Source organism: Streptomyces sp. NPDC096040, from assembly GCF_040303265.1.
Classification (GTDB): Bacteria; Actinomycetota; Actinomycetes; order Streptomycetales; family Streptomycetaceae; genus Streptomyces.
This window is the reverse complement of record NZ_JBEOTA010000025.1, coordinates 93,406-113,325: the sequence shown is the minus strand read 5'-3', so window position 1 is coordinate 113,325 and position 19,920 is coordinate 93,406. Positions and strand designations below refer to the sequence as shown.

The window sequence follows — 19,920 nt, the reverse complement described above, 5'->3', positions numbered from 1 at the left end:
CCACCTCGGGTGGCACGCGGCACGCCCAGGGCGCCAACGCCGCCGACGCCCGGCCCGTGGCTCCTCAGTCCGATTCCGTCTCCTCGAAGACCCAGGACAGGTACGCCTCCGACCCGCCGGTTACGGGCAGAGTGATCCATTGGGGGACCTCGTACGAGTGCTTCTCGTGCACCCACGCTTCTAGCGCGGGTAGACGGTCCGTCGTAGTCATATACGAGATGCGCCACTCCCGCGCCGCCTCGACCTTCCCCTTCCACCAGTAGAAGGCGGTGATTGGCGCATCAATGTGAACTCCCGCTGCAAGCTTGCTCTCGACCGCACCTCGGGCCAGCATCGTCGCCTGCCCCTCGTCGCCGCTGGTCGTCTGCGCAATCACAATATCGTGGGCCATGCAACTACCTCTCCAGCTTGGGTACCGCGACCCTACCCAGCCGTCCAGGGCACACCGAAAGCTGGTAGCCACCCCTCAAGGCGAGTGAGGCTCGACCACGTGCCTGTACCAGTCAGGTGCCGGTGGGCGGGCCATGCGGGGTGGCGCGTCGCTTCGGCACCGCGGTGGCAGGTTCTCATCAACGAGGTCGTGCGGCTGCATGAGGCAGGCGCCGGGGCTCGTGCGCTTCACAAGCCCACGACAGGAGGATTTGCTGGCTGTCGGCGGCCATTCGCTCACGGCAGACGAGAAATAGGACCACAGGACTGGATACCTCCGTCCGGACCATGTCAACGTACAACGTCCCGGAAAACACCAGGCCAGGATGTGCAGATGGTCCACTGCGGCTCGGGTTGCGAAATGCCTTGGAATCCTGCACCCGTTTGACTGCCTTGCTGGCAGGGCTCCTACTTGGGGAGGTCCGCCTGTCTGATCCCGCTATTCGATCCGCTCACTTCACTGCACCCGCTCTTTATACCCGCGGCGCGTCTGAACGCCTGGTACAGCCAGGCAGCCGGCGACTACCGGACCCTTTCCGCCGAGCTGTACGTCTGCCTTTGCGTGGCTGGCCTGTTCGGCGAGGACCTGTTGCAACCCGGCTATCGCAGCGTCAGTGCCGCCCTCGCATACCGTGCGGCACGTCTTGGCGCCGCAACACGGCAAGTGGCACTCGCCATCAGGACGAGCGACTCGCTGCCCGGAATCTCGACCGCCTCACCGATGACGGTCTGCTCGTGCTCGCCACGGACGGCGCGCACCTGGTTGCGCGTCGGCTGGCCCTGGCTGCGGCGAGCCTAAGCCGATGGTGCCTTCGTGATGCGGTGCGCAACATAGACGACGATCGCCGGTTAGCAAAACCGGCGATCGTGAGGTTCCTTGAGGACGTTCGCATGCGCGGCTGTGCTTGGCGGCGGAGCTGCAGCGAACTCAGCAGCCCGTGAAACGGAATGGCACTGGTCTGGTGCCAGCCAGATGATCCGGCGCCCTGCTCGTGCAGGTCCCCTTGAAGGAGAGTGAGTACCCCCTGTCCGTTCCGATCAAGAAGCTTCCACCCAACTCCAGGGGACAGGTGCGCTACCGGTTCGTAGTCGACGTAGGCATCGACCCTGCCACCGGGAGGCGCAAACAGCTGACTCGTACGTTCGCCACTCTCAAGGAGGCGAAGGCTGAGTACGCGCGCATCACCAACCGCCGCGAGGAAGGGACGTTCGTACCGCCCAACCAGATAAATGTAAATGAGTGGCTTGATCAGTGGCTGGCCATGAAGGCAGAGGATCTGGAAGAGACCACTATTTACAACTATCGGGTTACCCTCGATCGAGTTCGGGGGAGGTTGGGGCGCATCCGGCTTCAAGAACTCACCGAGGAAGATGTAGAAAATTGGATGCACTGGGCGTTGAAGCATGGACGGGTGCGCGGTGACAAAGCAGGTACTCCGCTTGGAGTGACCAGCGTGGAGATGAGTCTCGCCCGATTGAAGGACGCCCTGAATCGAGCCGTTACGCGTCGGCTAGTAACCATGAATGTAGCCCAACATGTGACCATCCCACGTAGGGCACGTAAAGAAGAGCGAAAGAAGAAGCAGGAGGTGAAGCCGTGGAACGTGCAGGAGATTCAGACGTTCATTCACGGTGTCCGGACAGAACGGCTTTACGCTGCTCTCTTGCTGTCCCTCATGGGTCTACGTCCGGCTGAAGTCTGCGGACTCCGATGGGAAGACGTGGACTTGGAAGCCGCCACGATCACCATAGCCAACACGCGGACAATGATGGGGAATCGGTACGTTGTGGAGAAGGACACCAAGTCCCTGGCCGGGGAACGGGATCTTCCTTTGCCGGCACCGGTGCTGGCTGCCCTCAAGTCGTTCAGGGCTCTCCAAGCCAAGGAGAAGCTCATCCTCGGTGAGGCTCACTCGGATTCCGGATACGTCGTGGTGCACGAGACCGGGGAAGCCTTCACGATCAAGCAGCTCCGCAGACGCGCTTACCGGCTCATGGAGATCCTTGAACTCCGCAGAGTGCGCCTCTACGACGCTCGCTCCTCCTGCCTCACATACCTCGCCAACAAAGGCGTGCCGGATCACATCCTTGCCCGGTGGGCCGGACACACGAACGTCAAGACCACCAAGAAGTGGTACGTGAAGCCGGACGTGGAGGACCTCCGCGGAGCCGCCACAACGTGGGACGGCCTGCACGGTGCTGCGACGGAGGGGCAAGCGTGACTCAGGCGGCCTGCCGATTTAGCGGACCTGCCCAGCCGTATGGCAGTCAAATCGAGTGGACCCGGAGGCCGCTGCTGGCTGTGGACCAGCGACGGCAAGGGGGGAGGGGCGGCCAGGCTACGGCCAACGTCTCCCCTCCTGCGAGGCAAGGCAGAGCTTGCCCGCCGTGTGGCGTTCGGGCTGTTCGTCGGTGAATCCCGGAAGGTTTTCAGGTGCGTCATGCCGATGCTTGGGGACGGCACTACACGCTTTGCTGCAAACCAGACCGTCTGGAAGCCGTGCCGAGGGTGGGAAGTTGTGCGGCGCAGGGATTGGGAGGGTGCGCGAGCCGGCAGGATGCGCTGTCCCCACGGTCAGGCGTGCACATCGAAGAACCCGTACGTGGACCCATGAGGGTCTCGGCGGTGCCGGGCGTGCCGCGCCGCGAGGGTCACGAGCCGCCGGGTTCACCTGGCCGTGTGAGATTTCGTGAGACGTGAGAGGGTCTGGGGCGTGAGTGAGACACCCCCGAACACCCTGCAATACCGCTTTGACGGGCCAGAAGACGCTCCGGTCCTGATCTTGGGTCCCTCACTGGGTACCACATGGCACATGTGGGACCGGCAGGTCCCGGAGTTGACCCAGCAGTGGCGGGTCTTCCGTTACGACCTCCCCGGGCACGGCGGTTCCCCGGCGCACCCGGCCGGTTCCGTCTCCGAGCTGGCCGCCCGGCTGCTGGCCACGCTCGACGCCTTCGGAGTGCAGCGCTTCGGCTACGCGGGCTGCGCGCTCGGCGGCGCCGTCGGCATCGAGCTGGCTCTGCGGCACCCGGAGCGGATCGCCTCGCTCGCGCTGGTCGCCGCCTCACCCCGGTTCGGGACGGCGGACGAGTTCCGTCAGCGCGGTGTGATCGTGCGGACGAACGGCCTCGACCCGATCGCCCGGACCTCGCCCGACCGCTGGTTCACCGGCGGGTTCGCCGCCGCGCAGCCCGCGATCACCGAGTGGGCCGTCCAGATGGTGCGCACCACCGACCCCGGCTGCTACATCGCCGCCTGCGAGGCCCTGGCGGGCTTCGACGTACGGCACGAACTCGCCCGGATCGGTGTGCCCACGCTCGTCCTGGTCGGCTCGGACGACCAGGTCACCGGCCCCGCCGAGGCCCGCACCCTGGTCGCCGGGATCCCGGACGCCCGGCTCGCGGTCGTACCCGGTGCCTCCCATCTGGTCCCGGTCGAGCAGCCCGCCGCCGTCACCGACCTGCTGGTGCGGCACTTCTCCACAGCCTGGCAGCCCGCCTACGACTCGACCACCGGCCAGATGGCCATCCCGGCCGCGCCGGTGAAGCCGGTCCTGGCCGCCGCACCACAGGCGGTACCCCAGGTCGCTCCGCAGGTCACGCCGATCGCCGAGATCGCCCCGGCCGCCGTACCGGCGCAGCCGCTCGGGCGGCCCGATCCGTACGACGCGGGGCTGAAGGTCCGCCGGGAGGTGCTCGGGGACGCGCATGTGGACCGGGCGCTGGCGCAGGCCGACGAGTTCTCCGGGGACTTCCAGGAGTTCGTCACCCGCTACGCATGGGGCGAGATCTGGGACCGGCCCGGACTCGACCGGCGCTCGCGCAGCTGTGTCACGCTCACCGCGCTGGTCGCGGGCGGCCACCTGGAGGAGCTGCGTTTCCATGTCCGGGCGGCCCTGCGCAACGGCCTCACCCCGGACGAGATCAAGGAAGTCCTGCTCCAGGCGGCGGTGTACTGCGGGGTACCGGCCGCGAACAGCGCGTTCCGGGTCGCCCAGCAGGTCATCCGCGAGGAGACCACTCCCGAGGCCTGACGGGCGGCTCGGGGGCAGGATGGTGACCATGAAGCTCACGAAGAAGTCCCACGCGTGCGTACGCCTGGAGAAGGACGGGCGCACGCTCGTCCTCGACCCCGGAGGGTTCAGCGAGGAGGACGCGGCCGTCGGCGCGGACGCGATCCTGGTCACCCACGAGCACCCCGACCACTTCGACGAAGGCCGGCTGCGGGCCGCGCTGGACGCCGACCCGGCCGCCGAGATCTGGACCCTGAAGTCCGTGGCCGACCAGATCGCGGCGGCCTTCCCGGGCCGGGTGCACACCGTCGGCCACGGCGACACGTTCACCGCCGCCGGCTTCGACGTCCAGGTGCACGGCGAACTGCACGCGGTGATCCACCCCGACATCCCGCGCATCACCAACGTCGGCTACCTAGTCGACGGCGGCAAGGTCTTCCACCCCGGCGACGCCCTCACCGTCCCTGACCAGCCCGTCGAGACGCTGATGCTCCCGGTGATGGCCCCCTGGAACAAGATCTCCGAGGTCATCGACTACGTCCGCGAGGTGAAGCCGCGGCGCGCCTACGACATCCACGACGCCCTGCTCACCGATCTGGCCCGCCCGATCTACGACCGCCAGATCGGCGCCCTGGGCGGCGCGGACCACCAGCGGCTGGCCCCGGGGGCCTCGGCGGACGTCTGAGACACGTTGTCAGAGGGGCCCGGTAGGTTGTGGGGCATGCGCATCGCGACCTGGAACGTGAACTCGATCACCGCCCGCCTGCCGCGGCTCCTCGCCTGGCTGGAGAGCAGCGGCACCGACGTGCTCTGCCTCCAGGAGGCCAAGATCGCCGAGGAACAGTTCCCGGTCGAGCAGCTGCGCGAGCTGGGCTACGAGGCGGCGGTCCATGCCACCGGCCGGTGGAACGGCGTGGCGGTGCTGTCGAAGGTGGGCATCGAGGACGTCGTCAGGGGCCTGCCCGGCGACCCCGGCTACGACGGCGTGACCGAGCCGCGCGCGATCTCGGCGACCTGCGGCCCGGTCCGTGTCTGGTCGGTGTACGTGCCCAACGGCCGCGAGGTGGACCACCCGCACTACGCCTACAAGCTCCAGTGGTTCGAGGCCCTCAAGGGGGCCGTGGCCGGGGACGCGGACGGCAGCCGCCCCTTCGCCGTCCTCGGCGACTACAACGTGGCACCGACCGACGACGACGTCTTCGACCCGGCCGCCTTCGAGGGCCTCACCCATGTCACCCCGGCCGAGCGCGCCGCCCTGACCGCCCTGCGCGAGACCGGCCTGTCCGACGTGGTCCCGCGCCCCCTGAAGTACGACCATCCGTTCACCTACTGGGACTACCGCCAGCTCGCCTTCCCGAAGAACCGTGGCATGCGCATCGACCTGGTGTACGGGAACGCACCCTTTGCCAAGGCCGTGAAGGACGCCTACGTCGACCGCGAGGAGCGCAAGGGGAAGGGCGCTTCCGATCACGCTCCGGTGGTGGTGGACCTGGAGGTGTAGGTGTCAACCTGGGTCCATGAACATCCCCTTTCTGGGTAACAGGCACGCCAAGACCGGTGACGTCCCCCTGACCGCCGATCCCGATCTGCTCGCCGAGTGCGAGTTCCTGCGCGCCCAGGCGGCCGAGGAGGGTGTCACGCTCGACGACACCCCGGCCTCGCTGGAGGCCCTCGACCAGTTGGTCCCGCGCTGGCGGGACGACGAGGAGACCCTGACGTGGCTCGGCACCGACGCCGGCCTGTACCTGGGCACCGTCCTGATCCGGACCGTTCCCGGCGCGGAATGGGAGATCCGTGCGGACGGGGAGCCGGTCGTACGACTGGAGTCCGGGCGGGAGTTCGATGTCGTCGAGTCCGGCCATGACTGGGCCGCGAGCGGGGTCCCCGAGCTCTCGCAGCTCTACGCGGAGGTCGCAGAGTCCTGACCGGCGGCCGTACGGACGCCGGTGACCAGGGCGACAACTGCAGCGACAACCACGGCAATGGCTACGGCAATAAAGACGGTGTAAATACGGCTAATGCCCGAAAAGTGCGTGTCGTGACTTAAGTGCCCTCGCGGCTGGATAGTTTGCGGCAACCACGACACAGCTGAGAGTGAGTAGGGCTGCGTATGGCTGTCGATCCTTTGATCGAGCTGCGTGACGTCACCATCCAGTCCGGGAGGATCACGATCGAGGGGCAGCCGCTCCCCGAGGAGGGCAGGGCCCTCGCCAAGGCCCGCAGGCGCAAGAAGGAGCAGGCCGACCGGCGCTCGCGTGAACTCCTCGACCGCGCCCTCGCCATGGAGCCCAAGACCCTCCTCTTCGACGAGCCCACCCCGGCCCTCGATCCCGAGATGACCAACGAGGTCCTCGAAGTGACGCGGCAGCTCGCCCGGGACGGCATGACCATGGTCGTCGGCACCCACGAGATGGGCTTCGCCCATTGCGCCGCCCACCGCGTCGTGTTCATGGCCGACGGCCGTACCGTCGAGGACCGCGCCCCGGAGGAGTTCCTCACCGCCCCGCGCGGCGAGCGTGCCAGGGACTTCCTCGCCAAGATCCTCAAGCACTGAGCGGGGAGCGCGATCCATGTTCCGTACCCCCCGTGCGCCCGCGGCCGAGAGGCTTCCGCGCCACCAAGCGGTGCAGGGCTTCCGGCTGCCCGGCTCCAGGACCTGGACCCGGGAGAAGCAGCGCGGCCACTTCGCTGCGGGGCCTCGGCAACACGCCCAAGGCCTTTGTGACGGCCGCCGTCCTCTCCCTCGCACTGGGCGGCCTGCCGGCCACCGGACGGCTCTCGGAGCACCGCGCGGTGCGCGTGTTCCACTCCGGGGTGGACCGCGTCGAACGCGGCCAGCGGGAGGCCGCGTTCGCGCTCGCCATGCGCAAGTCCCCGGTCATGTCGTACGTCCTGGCGCCGCAGGCCGTACGGGCCATGCTGTGCCCGCCGTCAACAGCCAGCTCGTGGTGGCCCCCAAGGACACCTCGCTCGGCTGTCTCATCACCTACGAGGAGTTCCTCCATGCCGGGAAACCGATCGCATCCAACCTCGACTACGATTTGCCCTTCATCCCTGTGGTGATGGTGAACTCGCCGATCTGCATCGGGATGTGCATGTTGCTCTCCTGGTCCGCCGGCCGGGTGGCCAGACGGGAGCAGCACGGTCCCAGGACCGAGGCCGTCGAGGTGGCCCCGGCCGAACCAGGGACGCTGCTGCCGTAGGGGCGGCAGCCAGGGCCAGGCCCGGCCGGCGGCAGCCGGAGATCACTGCTCGCGCAGCGGAACGGACACGTACGACGGGTTGTCCACCGGCGAGGAGAAGGTCAGCTGCGCGCCGGACGGGTTGTGCTCGACATAGAGCGGGTCCACCGTGTCGACCACCAGCGCGAGCCGGTGCCCGGCGGGTACGTCGTAGGCCGTGGAGAACAGGTCCAGGTCCACGTCGAACGCCTTGCCGGGCGTGCGGCCGTACCAGGTGTACGGCGCGTTGGTGACCAGCTTGCCGAGGCCGAGCGGGCCCACGTCGTACAGGTAGGCGACGAGGGTGCCGCTCTCCTTGGTGGGGGTGAGGGTGGTGTGCAACCGGGCCGTGCCGCGCACCTGCCGGGCGCTGCCGTATCGCTCGGACTGCCAGACGGCGGCCCAACGGCGGGGCAGCAGCGGGATCGAGGCGACCGGCGGCAGCTGGGCGAACTGGTCGAGAAGGCCGGAGAGGAGGACGATCCCGCCGTCCGCGCCCGAGTCGACGTTCGCGTGGATCGTGGTCGAGCCGGCCAGGGCGAGCTTCTCGTGGGTGGCGCCCACCGACTTCCAGTCCGGGTAGCCCTCGTAGTCTCCGCTGGTACGGGACTTGAGCTGGACAGGCTGCTCGCGGTCGATGCCGTTGTCCTCGCCCTTGAGGTAGTGGTCGAACCAGCGCTCGGTGTCGGTCCACACGTCGTTGGGCAGCCCGAGCAGGCCGGTCAGCTCGGCGGTGGCATGGTCGCCGGGGCGGAACTCCAGGCGTTTCGGGCCGGTCAGCTTCCCGTAGAAGTCGGCGTACTGGTTGGCCGGGAAGATGGTGTCGCTCCAGGCGTTGGCCATGAGGACGGCCGCGCCGTTCCTGTTGAGCTGGTCGACATAGGTCGCGGCGGAACGTTTCGCCCCCCAGGCGATCATGGCCTGTTCCCGGTCCAGGTTCGAGGCGTAGAAGTCCTTGAAGATCTGCCGCACTTCGGGGCTCTCGCGCCCGGTGAGGGTCGCCGAGCCGTCGAGGAGGGCGGCCGCCTCGACGTGCTGGGTACGGCCCGAGTAGATCGAGTCGATCAGATCCGCCCAGCCGCTGAGCGCGCCGACCGCCTTGATCCGCTTGTCATGGGCGGCGGCCAGCAGACTGATCCCGGCGCCGTACGAGACCCCGGCGATGCCGATGTGCTGGGGATCGGCGCCGGTGTTGGCGAGCGCCCAGTCAATGACCTTGGACGCGTCCGCCACGTCCTGCGGACCGGCCACTTCTATCTGGCCGCCGGACTGCCAGAACCCTCGCACGTTGTAACTGAGCACGACGTAACCGGAGTTCGCGAGCTTCTGCGCCTGGGCCAGATACTCGACCTGGGGCAGCGACCAGCTCGTGGGCAGCACGATGAGCGGGTAGCGGTGTGTGGCGTCGGCGCCCGCGGGCGTGACGACGTTCGCCTTGAGGACCGTGCCGCCGTCGCCGGTGATGTCGACGAAGCGGACGGAGGCGGCGGCCTGGGCGGCCGGAGCCAGGCCGACGACACCGGCGGCGATCAGGGCCGCCGAGACGGCTCCCGCGGCGGTCGTGCGCAGAGTGGCGGTGCGTCGGTCGGCACGGCGGCTCGTGGTGGTGCGACCTCGTCCCATGGGGTCACTCCTCACTCGTGTAAGTGCAAAGTGACCAGACGGTAACCGCGACCCCTTACCGGAAGTAACCCGTCGGTAAGTTACGTGCGGGTAACGATTGTTGAATGCTGCAGCTACTCAGGAGGCGTGGTCCGAGGAGCGCGTGGTCTCGGTCGTCGCGGGCGGCAGCGGCGCCTGGGCGGCGCGGGTGACGTCCGAGACGAGTTCGACCACGTCCGGGCCGTACGCCTGTGAGTTGACGACCTTGAGGAGCAGCACGAAGGTGTTGTTGCCGTGCTTGCGGGCGAGCCGCTCGTGGTTGCGGGCGAGGTAGCGGGTGGCGGCCTGGTTGGTGATGGCGCGCTGCCCGCAGAAGAGGAACACCGGGCGGGCGTCCGGGCGCTGGCCGGCGGTCAGGCGGGCGAGCAGGACGTACTCCGTGATGCCCGGGTCGAGCCGGTAGCGCTCGGTGCCGATCTGGAAGGCGCCGCGGTCCGGGCCCGGTTCCGGGTCGATGTTGACCCGCACGCCCGGCAGCATCGCCGACATGTGGGCCAGCATGCGCCGGTTCGACCCGGGCCCGCCCACGCAGAACTCCGTGCGTTCGCCGAAACCCTGCTGGACGTTGTCCTGGGTCACCATCTGGAGGTTGGCGCCGCAGTCCTTGATCAGCGCGGCCAGCTCCAGAAGCGCGAACACGTCGAAGCGGTGGACCGCCGGTTCGGAGGTGGCCGGATCGCGGTTGACGACCATCAGCGATTCCGAGTTCTCCGGGAGCCCGAAAAAGGCCTGCTTGCGGCGTAGACTGCGCCGCCACAGCGAGGTGCGGGCCAGCCAGCCGAGCGCCGCGCTGATGCCGGCGGCCACGACGCCAAGGATAATGTTGCGCAGGTCGTCATTCATGGGCGCGCATGGTAGCGGTCACAGATGGCCGGAACGTACCCGTGTTCGAAGTGTGGCGGTCATATGACAGTGCCCTGAATATGGCTGTCGGGGCCTGGGCCTCGCCGATACGCTGCGCGGACGTTCCGGAACTGGAGGTGCGGATGCGTCGCCCTGTCACGCGGAAACTGACCGTTCTGGCGGTCTCGGCCGCCGTGGTGTCCGTCGGGGCGGCAGCGCCACCGGCCGCCGGCGGTGCGACCGTCGCGAAATCCCCGGTGGCCGTCGGCTACGGCGGTGCGGTCGCCAGTGTCGACGCGGACGCCACCGCCGCCGGTATCGAGGTGCTCCGCAAGGGCGGCAACGCGGTCGACGCGGCCGTCGCGACCGCCGCCGCGCTCGGGGTCACCGAGCCCTACTCCTCCGGCGTCGGCGGGGGCGGCTACTTCGTCTACTACAACGCCAAGTCCCGTACGGTGCACACGATCGACGGTCGCGAGACCGCACCGCTGACCGCCGACTCCCACCTCTTCGTGGAGAACGGCAAGCCACTCGCCTTCGCGGACGCCGTGAGCAGCGGGCTCAGCGTCGGCACCCCGGGGACGCCGGCCACCTGGCAGACCGCGCTCGACCAGTGGGGGACCGAACGGCTCGGTACGGTGCTGAAGCCGGCCGAGCGGATCGCCCGCAACGGCTTCGTCGTCGACGACACGTTCCGGTCGCAGACCGCGTCCAACGAGACACGGTTCCGGTACTTCCCCGACACGGCGAAGCTGTTCCTGCCGGGTGGGCAGCTGCCGGTGGTGGGGTCCACCTTCAAGAACCCCGACCTGGCTCGGACGTATCAGGAGCTGGGGAGGAAGGGGATCGGGGCGGTCTACAAGGGCGACCTCGGCAAGGACATCGTGTCGACGGTGAACAATCCGCCGGTGGACGCGAGTTCGGGGTGGAAGGCGCGAGCGGGCAAGCTGTCCGCGAAGGATCTGGCCGCGTACCGGGCGAAGTCGCAGGCGCCGACGGAGACGTCGTACCGCGGGCTGAAGGTGTACTCCATCGCACCGTCCTCGTCCGGCGGGACGACAGTCGGAGAAGCCCTCAACATCCTTGAGAACACGGACCTTTCCAAGGCCGACGAGGTGCAGTATCTGCACCACTTCATCGAGGCGAGCCGGATTTCGTTCGCGGACCGGGGGAGGTGGGTCGGCGACCCCGCGTTCGAGGACGTGCCGACCAAGGGGCTGCTGTCGCAGCGGTACGCCGACGAGCGGGCCGCGCTGATCCACGACGACTCGGTGCTGACGAGCCCGGTCGCGCCCGGGGACCCGAACCGTCCGGGTTCGACCGGTACGGCGGCGCCGACCACGTACGAGGGTGAGAACACGACGCACCTCACGGTCGCCGACAAGTGGGGGAACGTCGTCTCCTACACGCTGACCATCGAGCAGACCGGTGGCAGCGCGATCACGGTTCCGGGGCGGGGGTTCCTGCTCAACAACGAGCTGACCGACTTCTCGTTCACACCGGCCAACCCCGCGGTGCACGACCCGAATCTGCCGGGGCCGGGGAAGCGGCCGCGGTCCTCCATCTCACCGACGATCGTGCTCGACAAGACCAACAGGCCCGTGGTGGCGGTCGGTTCGCCCGGCGGAGCGACCATCATCACCACCGTGCTCCAGGTGTTGACCGAGTTCCTGGACCGGCACCTGCCGTTGGTGGATGCGATCGCCGCGCCTCGGGCGTCTCAGCGGAACGCCGCCCAGACCGAGCTCGAACCTGCGCTGTACAACGACCCTGCGGTGAGAGGGAAGCTGGAAGCCATCGGGCACTCGTTCTCGTTGAATCCCGAGATCGGTGCGGCTACGGGTGTGCAGCGGCTGCCGGGTGGGAAGTGGCTGGCGGCGGCGGAGACCGTGCGGCGTGGCGGAGGGGCGGCACAGGTGGTGGATCCCGCGCCGTAACAGCCCGGCGCGGCGCCCCTAAAGCTTCTTGTCCGTCCGGAACTCCAACTGGCCGTTCACCGCGCCCACGGTCACCTCGCTGCCCTCCGTGATCGTGCCGTCCAGGAGCCTGCGCGACAGCTGGTTGTCGACTTCCCGCTGGATGGTCCGCCGCAGCGGCCGTGCGCCGTACTCCGGCTGGTAGCCGCGTTCTGCCAGCCAGTTGACCGCCGCGTCCGTGAAGTGGACCGTGATGCCCTGGGCGTGCAGCATGCGGCGGGTGTGTTCCAGGAGCAACTCGGTGATCTGGCGCAGCTGGTCGCTGCTGAGCTGGCGGAAGACCACGATCTCGTCGATGCGGTTCAGGAACTCCGGGCGGAAGTGCTCCCGGAGCGGGCGGAGGACCTGTTCGCGACGGGCCTCCTCCGTCGCCTCCTCCCCGCTGGGGCCGAAGCCGACGCCGGCGCCGCGCCTGGTGATCACGTCCGAGCCCAGGTTGCTCGTCATCACGATGACCGTGTTGGTGAAGTCCACCGTGCGCCCCTGGGAGTCGGTCAGACGGCCGTCGTCCAGGACCTGGAGCAGGATGTTGAAGACGTCCGGGTGGGCCTTCTCCACCTCGTCGAGGAGGAGGAGCGAGTAGGGGTGGCGCCGGACCACCTCGGTGAGCTGTCCCGCCTCCTCGTGGCCGACGTAGCCGGGCGGGGCGCCGATCAGGCGGGAGACGGTGTGGCGCTCCTGGTACTCGCTCATGTCCAGCCGCACCATCCGGTCCTCGCTGCCGAACAGGGCCTCGGCGAGCGCGCGGGCCAGTTCGGTCTTGCCGACTCCGGTCGGACCGAGGAAGAGGAAGCTGCCGATCGGCCGGTCCGCGCTGGCGAGCCCGGCGCGGGAGCGGAGCACCGCCTCGGAGACGGCCGCGACCGCCTCGTCCTGACCGATGACCCGCTGGTGCAGATGGGACTCCAGGCCGAGCAGCCGTTCCTTCTCCTCCTGGGTGAGGCTGCTGACCGGGATACCGGTCTGGCGGGACACCACCTCGGCGATCGCCTCGGCAGTCACCTCCAGGTTCATCCCCTCGTCCGCCTGGTCATCGCCGGAGAGTTCGGCGATACGTGTCTTCAACTCGCCGATACGGTCACGGAGTTGGGTCGCGTGTTCGTACTGTTCGCCGGCGACCGCCTGGTCCTTGTCCCGGGTGAGCTGTTCGATCTCGCGCTCCATCGCCCTTACGTCGCTGCCCTTGGCGCGGGAGCCGAGGCGGACGCGGGCGCCGGCCTGGTCGATCAGGTCGATCGCCTTGTCCGGGAGCCTGCGGTCGGTGAGATAGCGGTCGGAGAGCTCCACGGCGGCGACGAGGGCCTCGTCCGTGTAGCGGACCTGGTGGTGGGCCTCGTAGCGGTCCCGCAGGCCGCGCAGGATCTCGATGGTGTCGGGGACCGTCGGCTCGGGCACCAGGATCGGCTGGAAGCGGCGGGCCAGCGCCGCGTCCTTCTCGATCTTGCGGAACTCCTCCAGCGTGGTCGCGCCCACGATGTGCAGCTCACCCCGGGCCAGCGCGGGCTTGAGGATGTTGCCCGCGTCCATCGAACCGCCCTCGCCGCCGCCTCCGGCGCCGACCACGGTGTGCAGTTCGTCGATGAAGACGATCAGCTGGTCGGAGTGGGCACGGATCTCGTTCACGATGGTGTTGAGGCGTTCCTCGAAGTCGCCCCGGAAGCGGGTGCCCGCGACCACGCCGGGCAGGTCGAGCGCCAGCACCCGGCGCCCGGTGAGGATGTCGGGCACGTCCCCGTCGGCGATCCGCTGGGCCAGGCCCTCGACGATCGCGGTCTTGCCGACACCGGCGTCGCCGATCAGCACGGGGTTGTTCTTGCCGCGCCGGGAGAGCACCTCGATGGTCTGCTCGATCTCGTCCTCACGGCCGATGACCGGGTCGATCCGGCCTTCCCCGGCCAGCTCGGTGAGGTCTCGGCCGTACTTGTCCAGCGTGGGTGTGCCCGACCGGCGGCGGCTGTCCGTGCCGGGGTGCAGGGCGCGGTCGGTCTCCGGCGCGTCCGGCGGCGGGCCCGCGGCGAACCGGGCCGCGTGCAGGATGTGACCGGCGGCCGAGTCCGGGTTGGCGGCGAGCGCGCCCAGGACGTGTTCGGGGCCGATGTATCCGGCGCCGCTGGCCCGGGCCAGGTCGTGCGCGTCCAGCAGGGCCCGCTTCACGGCCGGGGTCAGGGACAGCGAGGTCGGCGGGGGTGCCTCGCCGGTCGGGTGCTGGACCGGGCCGGCGCGGTCGTCGATCGCCGTGGCCAGCGAGTCGGGATCCGCCCCGGACCTGCTGAGCAGGGAGCGGGTCGGCTCCGCCGTCAGGGCAGCGCGCAGCAGATGCTCGGTGGCGAGGTCCCGGCTGCCGTGTTCGGCGGCGTACTGGGCGGCGCCCCGGACCAGCTCCCGGGCGGGCTGGCTGAGCAGCCTCCCGATGTCGATCTGGCGGGGCCCCTGCTGCGCTCCCCCTCCGCCGAAGAAGCGTGCGAGGAACTCTCCGAAAGGATCCTGTCCGTGGTCGCTCGGTCCGGGGTAGCCGCTGGTCATGAGCGTTCGTTCCGTTCCGGCGTCCCGGCGCCTGGCAGGACGCGCTCGCTGATCGACGTGCCGGTCCACGCGGGTGCCCCTGCAGGGCCCGGTCACACCACCTTCGCACGCCCGCCGGAGGGGGGCATGTCCAGCACTTCGGGCAAGACCTGCATTGCCGTGGCGCCGGCGCGGACCGGCGAAGGCAGACCGATCTCCGCTCGGTCCGTGTCACCCGGCCACGCGGGCCGGCGCCGCCGACCTGTGTCAGTTCTCCTGGTTCCGTGCCGTGAGGATCCGCGGCCCCGCCTCCGTGATCGCCACCGTGTGTTCCACGTGGGCCGCGCGGGAGCCGTCGTTCGTGCGCAGGGTCCAGCCGTCGGGAGCCTCGTGGTAGCCGTCCCGGCCACTGCCGATCAGCATGGGCTCGATCGCGAGGGCCATCCCGTGCCTGAGGGGGAGACCGCGGCCGGGACGGCCCTCGTTCGGCACCTCCGGGTCCTCGTGCATACGGCGGCCCACACCGTGCCCGCCGAAGCCCTGCGGAATGCCGTACCCGGCCTCGCGGCAGACCCTGCCGACGGCGTGCGCGATGTCGCCGATGCGGTTGCCGACGACCGCCGCCGCGATACCCGCCGCCAGGGCCCGCTCGGCCGTCTCGACGAGCCGTACGTCCGCCGGACGCGCCCTGCCGACCGTGAAGCTGATCGCCGAGTCGCCGACCCAGCCGTCGAGTTCGGCGCCGCAGTCGATGGAGACCAGGTCGCCGTCGCGCAGCCGGTAGGAGGTCGGGATGCCGTGCACGATCGCGTCGTTGACGGAGGCGCAGATGACGGCGGGGAACGCGGTGGTCGCGAACGAGGGCCGGTAGCCGAGGAAGGGGGAGGAGGCCCCGGCCGCCCGCAGCACCTCCCGCGCCACCTCGTCCAGCTCGAGGAGGGAGACGCCGACGTCGGCGGCCTCCCGTACGGCCGTCAGGGCCCGGCCGAGGACCTGGCCCGCCTCGTACATCGCGTCGATCGATACGTCTGTCTTGAGTTCCACCATGCCAATTAATATACCGGTTTTCTCGACCGGGTTAGAATGACGGCATGGTGCGCACCCCTCTCACCCCGGAAGAGCGTGAACGCGGCGAGCGGCTCGGGCAGATGCTGCGCGAGGCGCGCGGCGGCCGGAGCATGACCGAGGTGGCGGCCGAGGCCGGTATCTCGGCCGAGACGCTCCGCAAGATCGAGACCGGCCGGGCCCCGACACCCGCCTTCTTCACCGTCGCCGCGCTGGCCCGCGCGCTCGGCCTGTCGATGGACGAACTGGTGGCCCGCTGCGCCCTTGCCGTGGTGTGACGCGCATCGGTCAAGATCCCGTAATGAGAGCTCTGCGCGCCCACTGAAAACTCCCCGTAGCAGCCCTGTAACACAACTGGTGTTGCCTACGGAACCGGAGTGTTCCGGTCGGGCGGGAGTGGAGCGATGACTGTGGATCAGCTCCCCGGCCGGGTGCGGGAGTTCGCGAACTACCTCAACGGCCTGCTGGCACGCCTGGACCAGGGCGCCGGCTGGTGCGCGGTGTTCTGGCAGCGCGACCCCGACGGTATGCAGGCCTGCCTCGGCGGGCGGGAGGTCCCGCCCTGGGACGTCATGGAGGCGCTTCTCCAGGATCTCGCGGCCGCCTACGGCCCCGAGGCCGCCGCCCGTGCGGCCGACCAGGCCCGGCAGCTGCACACCAGCGCCCTCGCCGCTTACGACGACCGGCCGGGCGCCCGGGAGGACCTGAGCGACCGCCTCGACGTGATGCTCCGTGAACAGCGCTACGCCGCCGAGCGGCTGGCCCAGCTCGGCCACGCGCTCAACTCCGCACGCTCCCGTGAGGAGGCCGAGTCCCTCGGCATCGACCTCGCCTGGGCCCGCGACGACCACGAACGGGCCTCCGCCCGGTGCGCCGAACTCGGGGCCCGGATGGGGAGGATGGAGCAGCAGGCCGAGCTGGGGCCACTGCCCCCCGGCCCGGCCGCCCAACCGGCGGCGACCGTGCACGTGTCCGCTGCCGGCACCCCGACACACGGCCGCTTGAGCGGGTTCACGCCCGACGACGCAGCGGCCGCGCCGGCTCCCGTCCCGGAGCCGCCCGAAGCCCCGGAGGCCGCCCCCGCTCCCGCCCCCGCCAAGCAGCGCAAGCGGCGGCGGGGCAGCGCCCGGTTCGCCGGGATGGCGGAGGAGGAGGCAGCGCCCACCGCCGTACCGCAGACGCCGGAGGTGGCCGTACCCGCGGCTCCCGGTGGCCGTGGCACCCCCCGCGGGGCCCGGTTCGCCGGGGCAGCCGAGGCGCCGGTGCGGCCGGAGCCGGTCGCGGAGCAGGCCGACGAGGAGGCGGGACAGGCCGTGACGGGGGCCGTGGAGCGGCTCGAACGGCTGCGTGCGGAGGGCCGCACCGGCGAGGCGCACGCACTCCTGGCCGAGGCCGCGCGGTGGCCCGCCGCCCGGTTCCCCCTGTTCGCGGACGCCCTTCAGCGGGCCGGGCTCGGCGCCGACTGGGCCACGCTGCTGTGGGAGGCCGCCTCGCTGCCGCCCGACCGGCTGGTGGCGGCCTCCGATGCCCTGACCGCCGCGGGCCGGACCGCCGACGGCCGGCAGATCCTCCGCCAGGGCGTCGTCCGCCCCGCCACGGAGATCGGCGAGGCCGTCCTCGCCCTGGACACGGCGGGCCGCCACCGCGAGGCCCGGGCCCTGCTCGACGCCTACGTCGAGGTCAGGAGCCCGGAAGAGGCGGCGCACAGCGCGGAACCCGACCCGCACCGACTGGTTCCGCTGCTCCTCGGCGCGGCCCAGGCGATCTCGGACCAACGCCAATGGGACCTGCTGCACGCCCTGCGGGTGGCGGGCCTCAGCTCCTGAGGGACGCGCGAATCCGCCCCGCATCCGCCAGCCAGGTAAGAAACGAGATCGACTCGGCGGCTTAACGACGATGGTCTTGGCAAGGACTCCCAGGAGGCTTACTTTCGACCCTCTACGGGCGTAGAAGGAGCAGCTCATGGCCAACGTCGTACGCGCCGCTCTGGTCCAGGCCACCTGGACCGGCGACACCGAGTCCATGGTGGCGAAACACGAGGTGTACGCCCGCGAGGCGGCCCGCCAGGGTGTGAAGATCATCGGATTTCAGGAAGTCTTCAACGCCCCCTACTTCTGCCAGGTCCAGGAACCCGAGCACTACCGCTGGGCCGAGCCGGTCCCGGACGGCCCCACGGTCCGTCGTATGCAGGAACTGGCCCGCGAGACCGGCATGGTGATCGTCGTCCCGGTCTTCGAGGTCGAGCAGTCCGGCTTCTACTACAACACCGCCGTCGTGATCGACGCCGACGGCAGCGTCCTCGGCAAGTACCGCAAGCACCACATCCCGCAGGTCAAGGGCTTCTGGGAGAAGTACTACTTCAAGCCCGGCAACGTCGGCTGGCCGGTCTTCGACACCGCCGTCGGCAAGGTCGGCGTGTACATCTGCTACGACCGCCACTTCCCGGAGGGCTGGCGGCAACTCGGTCTCAACGGCGCCCAGTTGGTCTACAACCCGTCGGCCACCTCGCGCGGCCTTTCGGCCTACCTCTGGCAACTGGAGCAGCCCGCGGCCGCCGTCGCCAACGAGTACTTCGTCGCGGCCATCAACCGGGTGGGCCAGGAGGAGTACGGGGACAACGACTTCTACGGCACGAGCTATTTCGTCGATCCGCGTGGGCAGTTCGTGGGGGAGGTCGCGAGCGACAAGAGCGAGGAACTCGTCGTCCGTGACCTCGACTTCGACCTCATCGAAGAAGTACGGCAGCAGTGGGCCTTCTACCGCGACCGCCGTCCCGACGCCTACGAAGGGCTGGTACAGCCGTGAACGACCTCTTCGCCCGCCACCGCCAGGTCCTGCCCGACTGGCTGGCCCTCTACTACGACGAGCCCCTCGAGATCACCCACGGCGAGGGCCGCCATGTCTGGGACGCCGACGGCAACCGCTACCTCGACTTCTTCGGCGGCATCCTCACCACCATGACCGCGCACGCGCTCCCCGAGGTGACGAAGGCGGTGAGCGAGCAGGCCGGCCGGATCATCCACTCCTCCACGCTCTACCTCAACCGCCCCATGGTCGAACTGGCCGAGCGCGTCGCCCACCTGAGCGGCATCCCGGACGCCCGGGTGTTCTTCACCACCTCCGGCACCGAGGCCAACGACACCGCCCTGCTGCTCGCGACGACATACCGCCGGACCAACACGATCCTGGCGATGCGCAACAGCTACCACGGCCGCTCCTTCAGCGCCGTCGGCATCACCGGCAACAAGGGCTGGTCCCCGACCTCCCTCTCACCGCTCCAGACGCTGTACGTCCACGGCGGCGTCCGCACCCGAGGCCCGCTCGCCGAGCTGAACGACCGTGACTTCATCGCGGCCTGCGTCGACGACCTGCGCGACCTCCTCGGCCACACCCGCCCGCCGGCCGCGCTGATCGCCGAGCCCATCCAGGGCGTCGGCGGCTTCACCTCCCCGCCCGACGGGCTGTACGCGGCCTTCCGCAAGGTCCTCCAGGAGCAGGGCATCCTCTGGATCGCCGACGAGGTGCAGACCGGCTGGGGCCGCACCGGCGAGCACTTCTGGGGCTGGCAGGCGCACGCCCAGAGCGGCCCGCCGGACATCGTCACCTTCGCCAAGGGCATCGGCAACGGCATGTCCATCGGCGGGGTGATCGCCCGCTCCGAGATCATGAACTGCCTGGACTCCAACAGCATCTCGACGTTCGGCGGCACCCAGATCACCATGGCGGCGGGCCTCGCCAACCTCTCGTACCTCCTGGACCACGACCTCCAGGGCAACGCCCGCCGGGTGGGAGGCCTCCTCATCGAACGCCTCCGTGCCGTCGCCGCCCAGCTGCCCGGTGTACGGGAGGTCCGGGGTCGCGGCCTGATGATCGGCGTCGAACTGGTCAAACCCGGCACGGACGAGGCCGACCCGAAGTCCGCGTCGACGGTCCTGGAGGCGGCGCGCGAGGCCGGTCTCCTGATCGGCAAGGGCGGCGGCCACAACACGAGCGCGCTGCGTATCGCGCCCCCGTTGTCCCTGACGGTGGCAGAGGCGGAAGAGGGCGCGACGATCCTCGAACAGGCGCTGAGGAGCGCTTACTAGGGAGTTCCTATTGGCAGGGGTCCCTGGTAGATGCCCCGCACTGGAGCGCCCCGTAAGGGGCGGGGCTGTATTGGATATGCGGCTACCGCCGCGTGGGCGCGACCAGCCCCCGCCGGCCCGCAGG

Annotated in this window: 16 protein-coding genes and 1 pseudogene; 12 read left to right on the top strand and 5 right to left on the bottom strand. The window is 69.6% G+C overall.

The window, feature by feature from the left end; all coding sequences use genetic code 11:
- Window positions 1-64: 64 nt before the first annotated feature.
- Window positions 65-391: a divalent-cation tolerance protein CutA gene (gene cutA / locus ABTY98_RS30545; protein WP_352224283.1), complete on the bottom strand. Its 327-nt coding sequence runs from the start codon at window positions 389-391 to the stop codon at window positions 65-67.
- 1,042 nt (window positions 392-1,433) lie between these two features.
- Here cutA and ABTY98_RS30540 point away from each other — a divergent pair.
- From ABTY98_RS30540 to ABTY98_RS30510, 7 genes and pseudogenes are all read left to right on the top strand, one after another.
- Complete coding sequence (locus ABTY98_RS30540) at window positions 1,434-2,651, top strand: site-specific integrase (protein WP_352224282.1); 1,218 nt, start codon at window positions 1,434-1,436, stop codon at window positions 2,649-2,651.
- Window positions 2,652-3,143: 492 nt separating this feature from the next.
- Entirely contained in the window at window positions 3,144-4,463 is a 1,320-nt protein-coding gene (pcaDC, locus tag ABTY98_RS30535; protein WP_352224281.1) for a bifunctional 3-oxoadipate enol-lactonase/4-carboxymuconolactone decarboxylase PcaDC, read from the top strand.
- Between the two features lie 28 nt (window positions 4,464-4,491).
- Window positions 4,492-5,127: an MBL fold metallo-hydrolase gene (locus ABTY98_RS30530; RefSeq protein ID WP_352224280.1), complete on the top strand. Its 636-nt coding sequence runs from the start codon at window positions 4,492-4,494 to the stop codon at window positions 5,125-5,127.
- Between the two features lie 36 nt (window positions 5,128-5,163).
- A complete protein-coding gene (locus ABTY98_RS30525; RefSeq protein ID WP_352224279.1) occupies window positions 5,164-5,943 on the top strand; it encodes an exodeoxyribonuclease III in 780 nt (259 codons plus the stop codon).
- A gap of 16 nt (window positions 5,944-5,959) precedes the next feature.
- Window positions 5,960-6,367, top strand: coding sequence for a DUF6278 family protein (locus tag ABTY98_RS30520; RefSeq protein ID WP_352224278.1), 408 nt, complete (start codon window positions 5,960-5,962; stop codon window positions 6,365-6,367).
- A gap of 185 nt (window positions 6,368-6,552) precedes the next feature.
- Window positions 6,553-6,996, top strand: a complete 444-nt coding sequence (locus tag ABTY98_RS30515; protein WP_352224277.1) for an ATP-binding cassette domain-containing protein — start codon at window positions 6,553-6,555, stop codon at window positions 6,994-6,996.
- Window positions 6,997-7,130: 134 nt separating this feature from the next.
- Window positions 7,131-7,645, top strand: a pseudogene (locus tag ABTY98_RS30510) (ABC transporter permease family protein); the annotation flags it as partial.
- 42 nt (window positions 7,646-7,687) lie between these two features.
- Here ABTY98_RS30510 and ABTY98_RS30505 read toward each other — a convergent pair.
- Window positions 7,688-9,286: a CocE/NonD family hydrolase gene (locus ABTY98_RS30505; protein ID WP_352224276.1), complete on the bottom strand. Its 1,599-nt coding sequence runs from the start codon at window positions 9,284-9,286 to the stop codon at window positions 7,688-7,690.
- Between the two features lie 117 nt (window positions 9,287-9,403).
- The gene (locus tag ABTY98_RS30500) at window positions 9,404-10,168 is read right to left on the bottom strand and encodes a hypothetical protein (RefSeq protein ID WP_352224275.1); all 765 of its coding nucleotides are present in this window, start codon (window positions 10,166-10,168) and stop codon (window positions 9,404-9,406) included.
- A 143-nt stretch (window positions 10,169-10,311) separates the two neighbouring features.
- On the opposite strand from ABTY98_RS30500, the gene ggt reads away from it, so the two are divergent.
- A complete protein-coding gene (gene ggt, locus ABTY98_RS30495) occupies window positions 10,312-12,105 on the top strand; it encodes a gamma-glutamyltransferase (protein WP_352224274.1) in 1,794 nt (597 codons plus the stop codon).
- An 18-nt stretch (window positions 12,106-12,123) separates the two neighbouring features.
- Here the strand turns inward: ggt and ABTY98_RS30490 are convergent, their stop codons facing one another.
- A complete protein-coding gene (locus ABTY98_RS30490) occupies window positions 12,124-14,667 on the bottom strand; it encodes an ATP-dependent Clp protease ATP-binding subunit (RefSeq protein WP_352224273.1) in 2,544 nt (847 codons plus the stop codon).
- A 246-nt stretch (window positions 14,668-14,913) separates the two neighbouring features.
- On the bottom strand, window positions 14,914-15,693 hold the full coding sequence (gene map / locus ABTY98_RS30485; protein WP_352224272.1) for a type I methionyl aminopeptidase: 780 nt from the start codon (window positions 15,691-15,693) through the stop codon (window positions 14,914-14,916).
- Between the two features lie 44 nt (window positions 15,694-15,737).
- On the opposite strand from map, the gene ABTY98_RS30480 reads away from it, so the two are divergent.
- The 4 genes from ABTY98_RS30480 to ABTY98_RS30465 all read left to right on the top strand — a co-directional run bounded on the left by ABTY98_RS30480 (window position 15,738) and on the right by ABTY98_RS30465 (window position 19,796).
- Window positions 15,738-15,989 (top strand): helix-turn-helix domain-containing protein, encoded by a 252-nt coding sequence (locus ABTY98_RS30480; protein ID WP_352224271.1) that lies wholly within the window; start codon window positions 15,738-15,740, stop codon window positions 15,987-15,989.
- Window positions 15,990-16,115: 126 nt separating this feature from the next.
- A complete protein-coding gene (locus ABTY98_RS30475; protein ID WP_352224270.1) occupies window positions 16,116-17,537 on the top strand; it encodes a hypothetical protein in 1,422 nt (473 codons plus the stop codon).
- A 136-nt stretch (window positions 17,538-17,673) separates the two neighbouring features.
- Window positions 17,674-18,516, top strand: coding sequence for a nitrilase-related carbon-nitrogen hydrolase (locus ABTY98_RS30470; RefSeq protein ID WP_352224269.1), 843 nt, complete (start codon window positions 17,674-17,676; stop codon window positions 18,514-18,516).
- Window positions 18,513-19,796: an aspartate aminotransferase family protein gene (locus ABTY98_RS30465; RefSeq protein WP_352224268.1), complete on the top strand. Its 1,284-nt coding sequence runs from the start codon at window positions 18,513-18,515 to the stop codon at window positions 19,794-19,796. The genes ABTY98_RS30470 and ABTY98_RS30465 overlap by 4 nt, the downstream gene beginning before the upstream one ends.
- Window positions 19,797-19,920 lie beyond the last annotated feature (124 nt).

Coding starts and splice junctions, on each gene's coding strand:
- ABTY98_RS30500 (WP_352224275.1), bottom strand. CDS start 10,168: ATGAATGACGACCTGCGCAACATTATCCTTGGCGTCGTGGCCGCCGGC.
- ABTY98_RS30490 (WP_352224273.1), bottom strand. CDS start 14,667: ATGACCAGCGGCTACCCCGGACCGAGCGACCACGGACAGGATCCTTTC.
- ABTY98_RS30480 (WP_352224271.1), top strand. CDS start 15,738: ATGGTGCGCACCCCTCTCACCCCGGAAGAGCGTGAACGCGGCGAGCGG.
- map (WP_352224272.1), bottom strand. CDS start 15,693: ATGGTGGAACTCAAGACAGACGTATCGATCGACGCGATGTACGAGGCG.
- ABTY98_RS30470 (WP_352224269.1), top strand. CDS start 17,674: ATGGCCAACGTCGTACGCGCCGCTCTGGTCCAGGCCACCTGGACCGGC.
- ABTY98_RS30525 (WP_352224279.1), top strand. CDS start 5,164: ATGCGCATCGCGACCTGGAACGTGAACTCGATCACCGCCCGCCTGCCG.
- cutA (WP_352224283.1), bottom strand. CDS start 391: ATGGCCCACGATATTGTGATTGCGCAGACGACCAGCGGCGACGAGGGG.
- ABTY98_RS30520 (WP_352224278.1), top strand. CDS start 5,960: ATGAACATCCCCTTTCTGGGTAACAGGCACGCCAAGACCGGTGACGTC.
- ABTY98_RS30505 (WP_352224276.1), bottom strand. CDS start 9,286: ATGGGACGAGGTCGCACCACCACGAGCCGCCGTGCCGACCGACGCACC.
- ABTY98_RS30475 (WP_352224270.1), top strand. CDS start 16,116: ATGACTGTGGATCAGCTCCCCGGCCGGGTGCGGGAGTTCGCGAACTAC.
- ggt (WP_352224274.1), top strand. CDS start 10,312: ATGCGTCGCCCTGTCACGCGGAAACTGACCGTTCTGGCGGTCTCGGCC.
- ABTY98_RS30515 (WP_352224277.1), top strand. CDS start 6,553: ATGGCTGTCGATCCTTTGATCGAGCTGCGTGACGTCACCATCCAGTCC.
- ABTY98_RS30530 (WP_352224280.1), top strand. CDS start 4,492: ATGAAGCTCACGAAGAAGTCCCACGCGTGCGTACGCCTGGAGAAGGAC.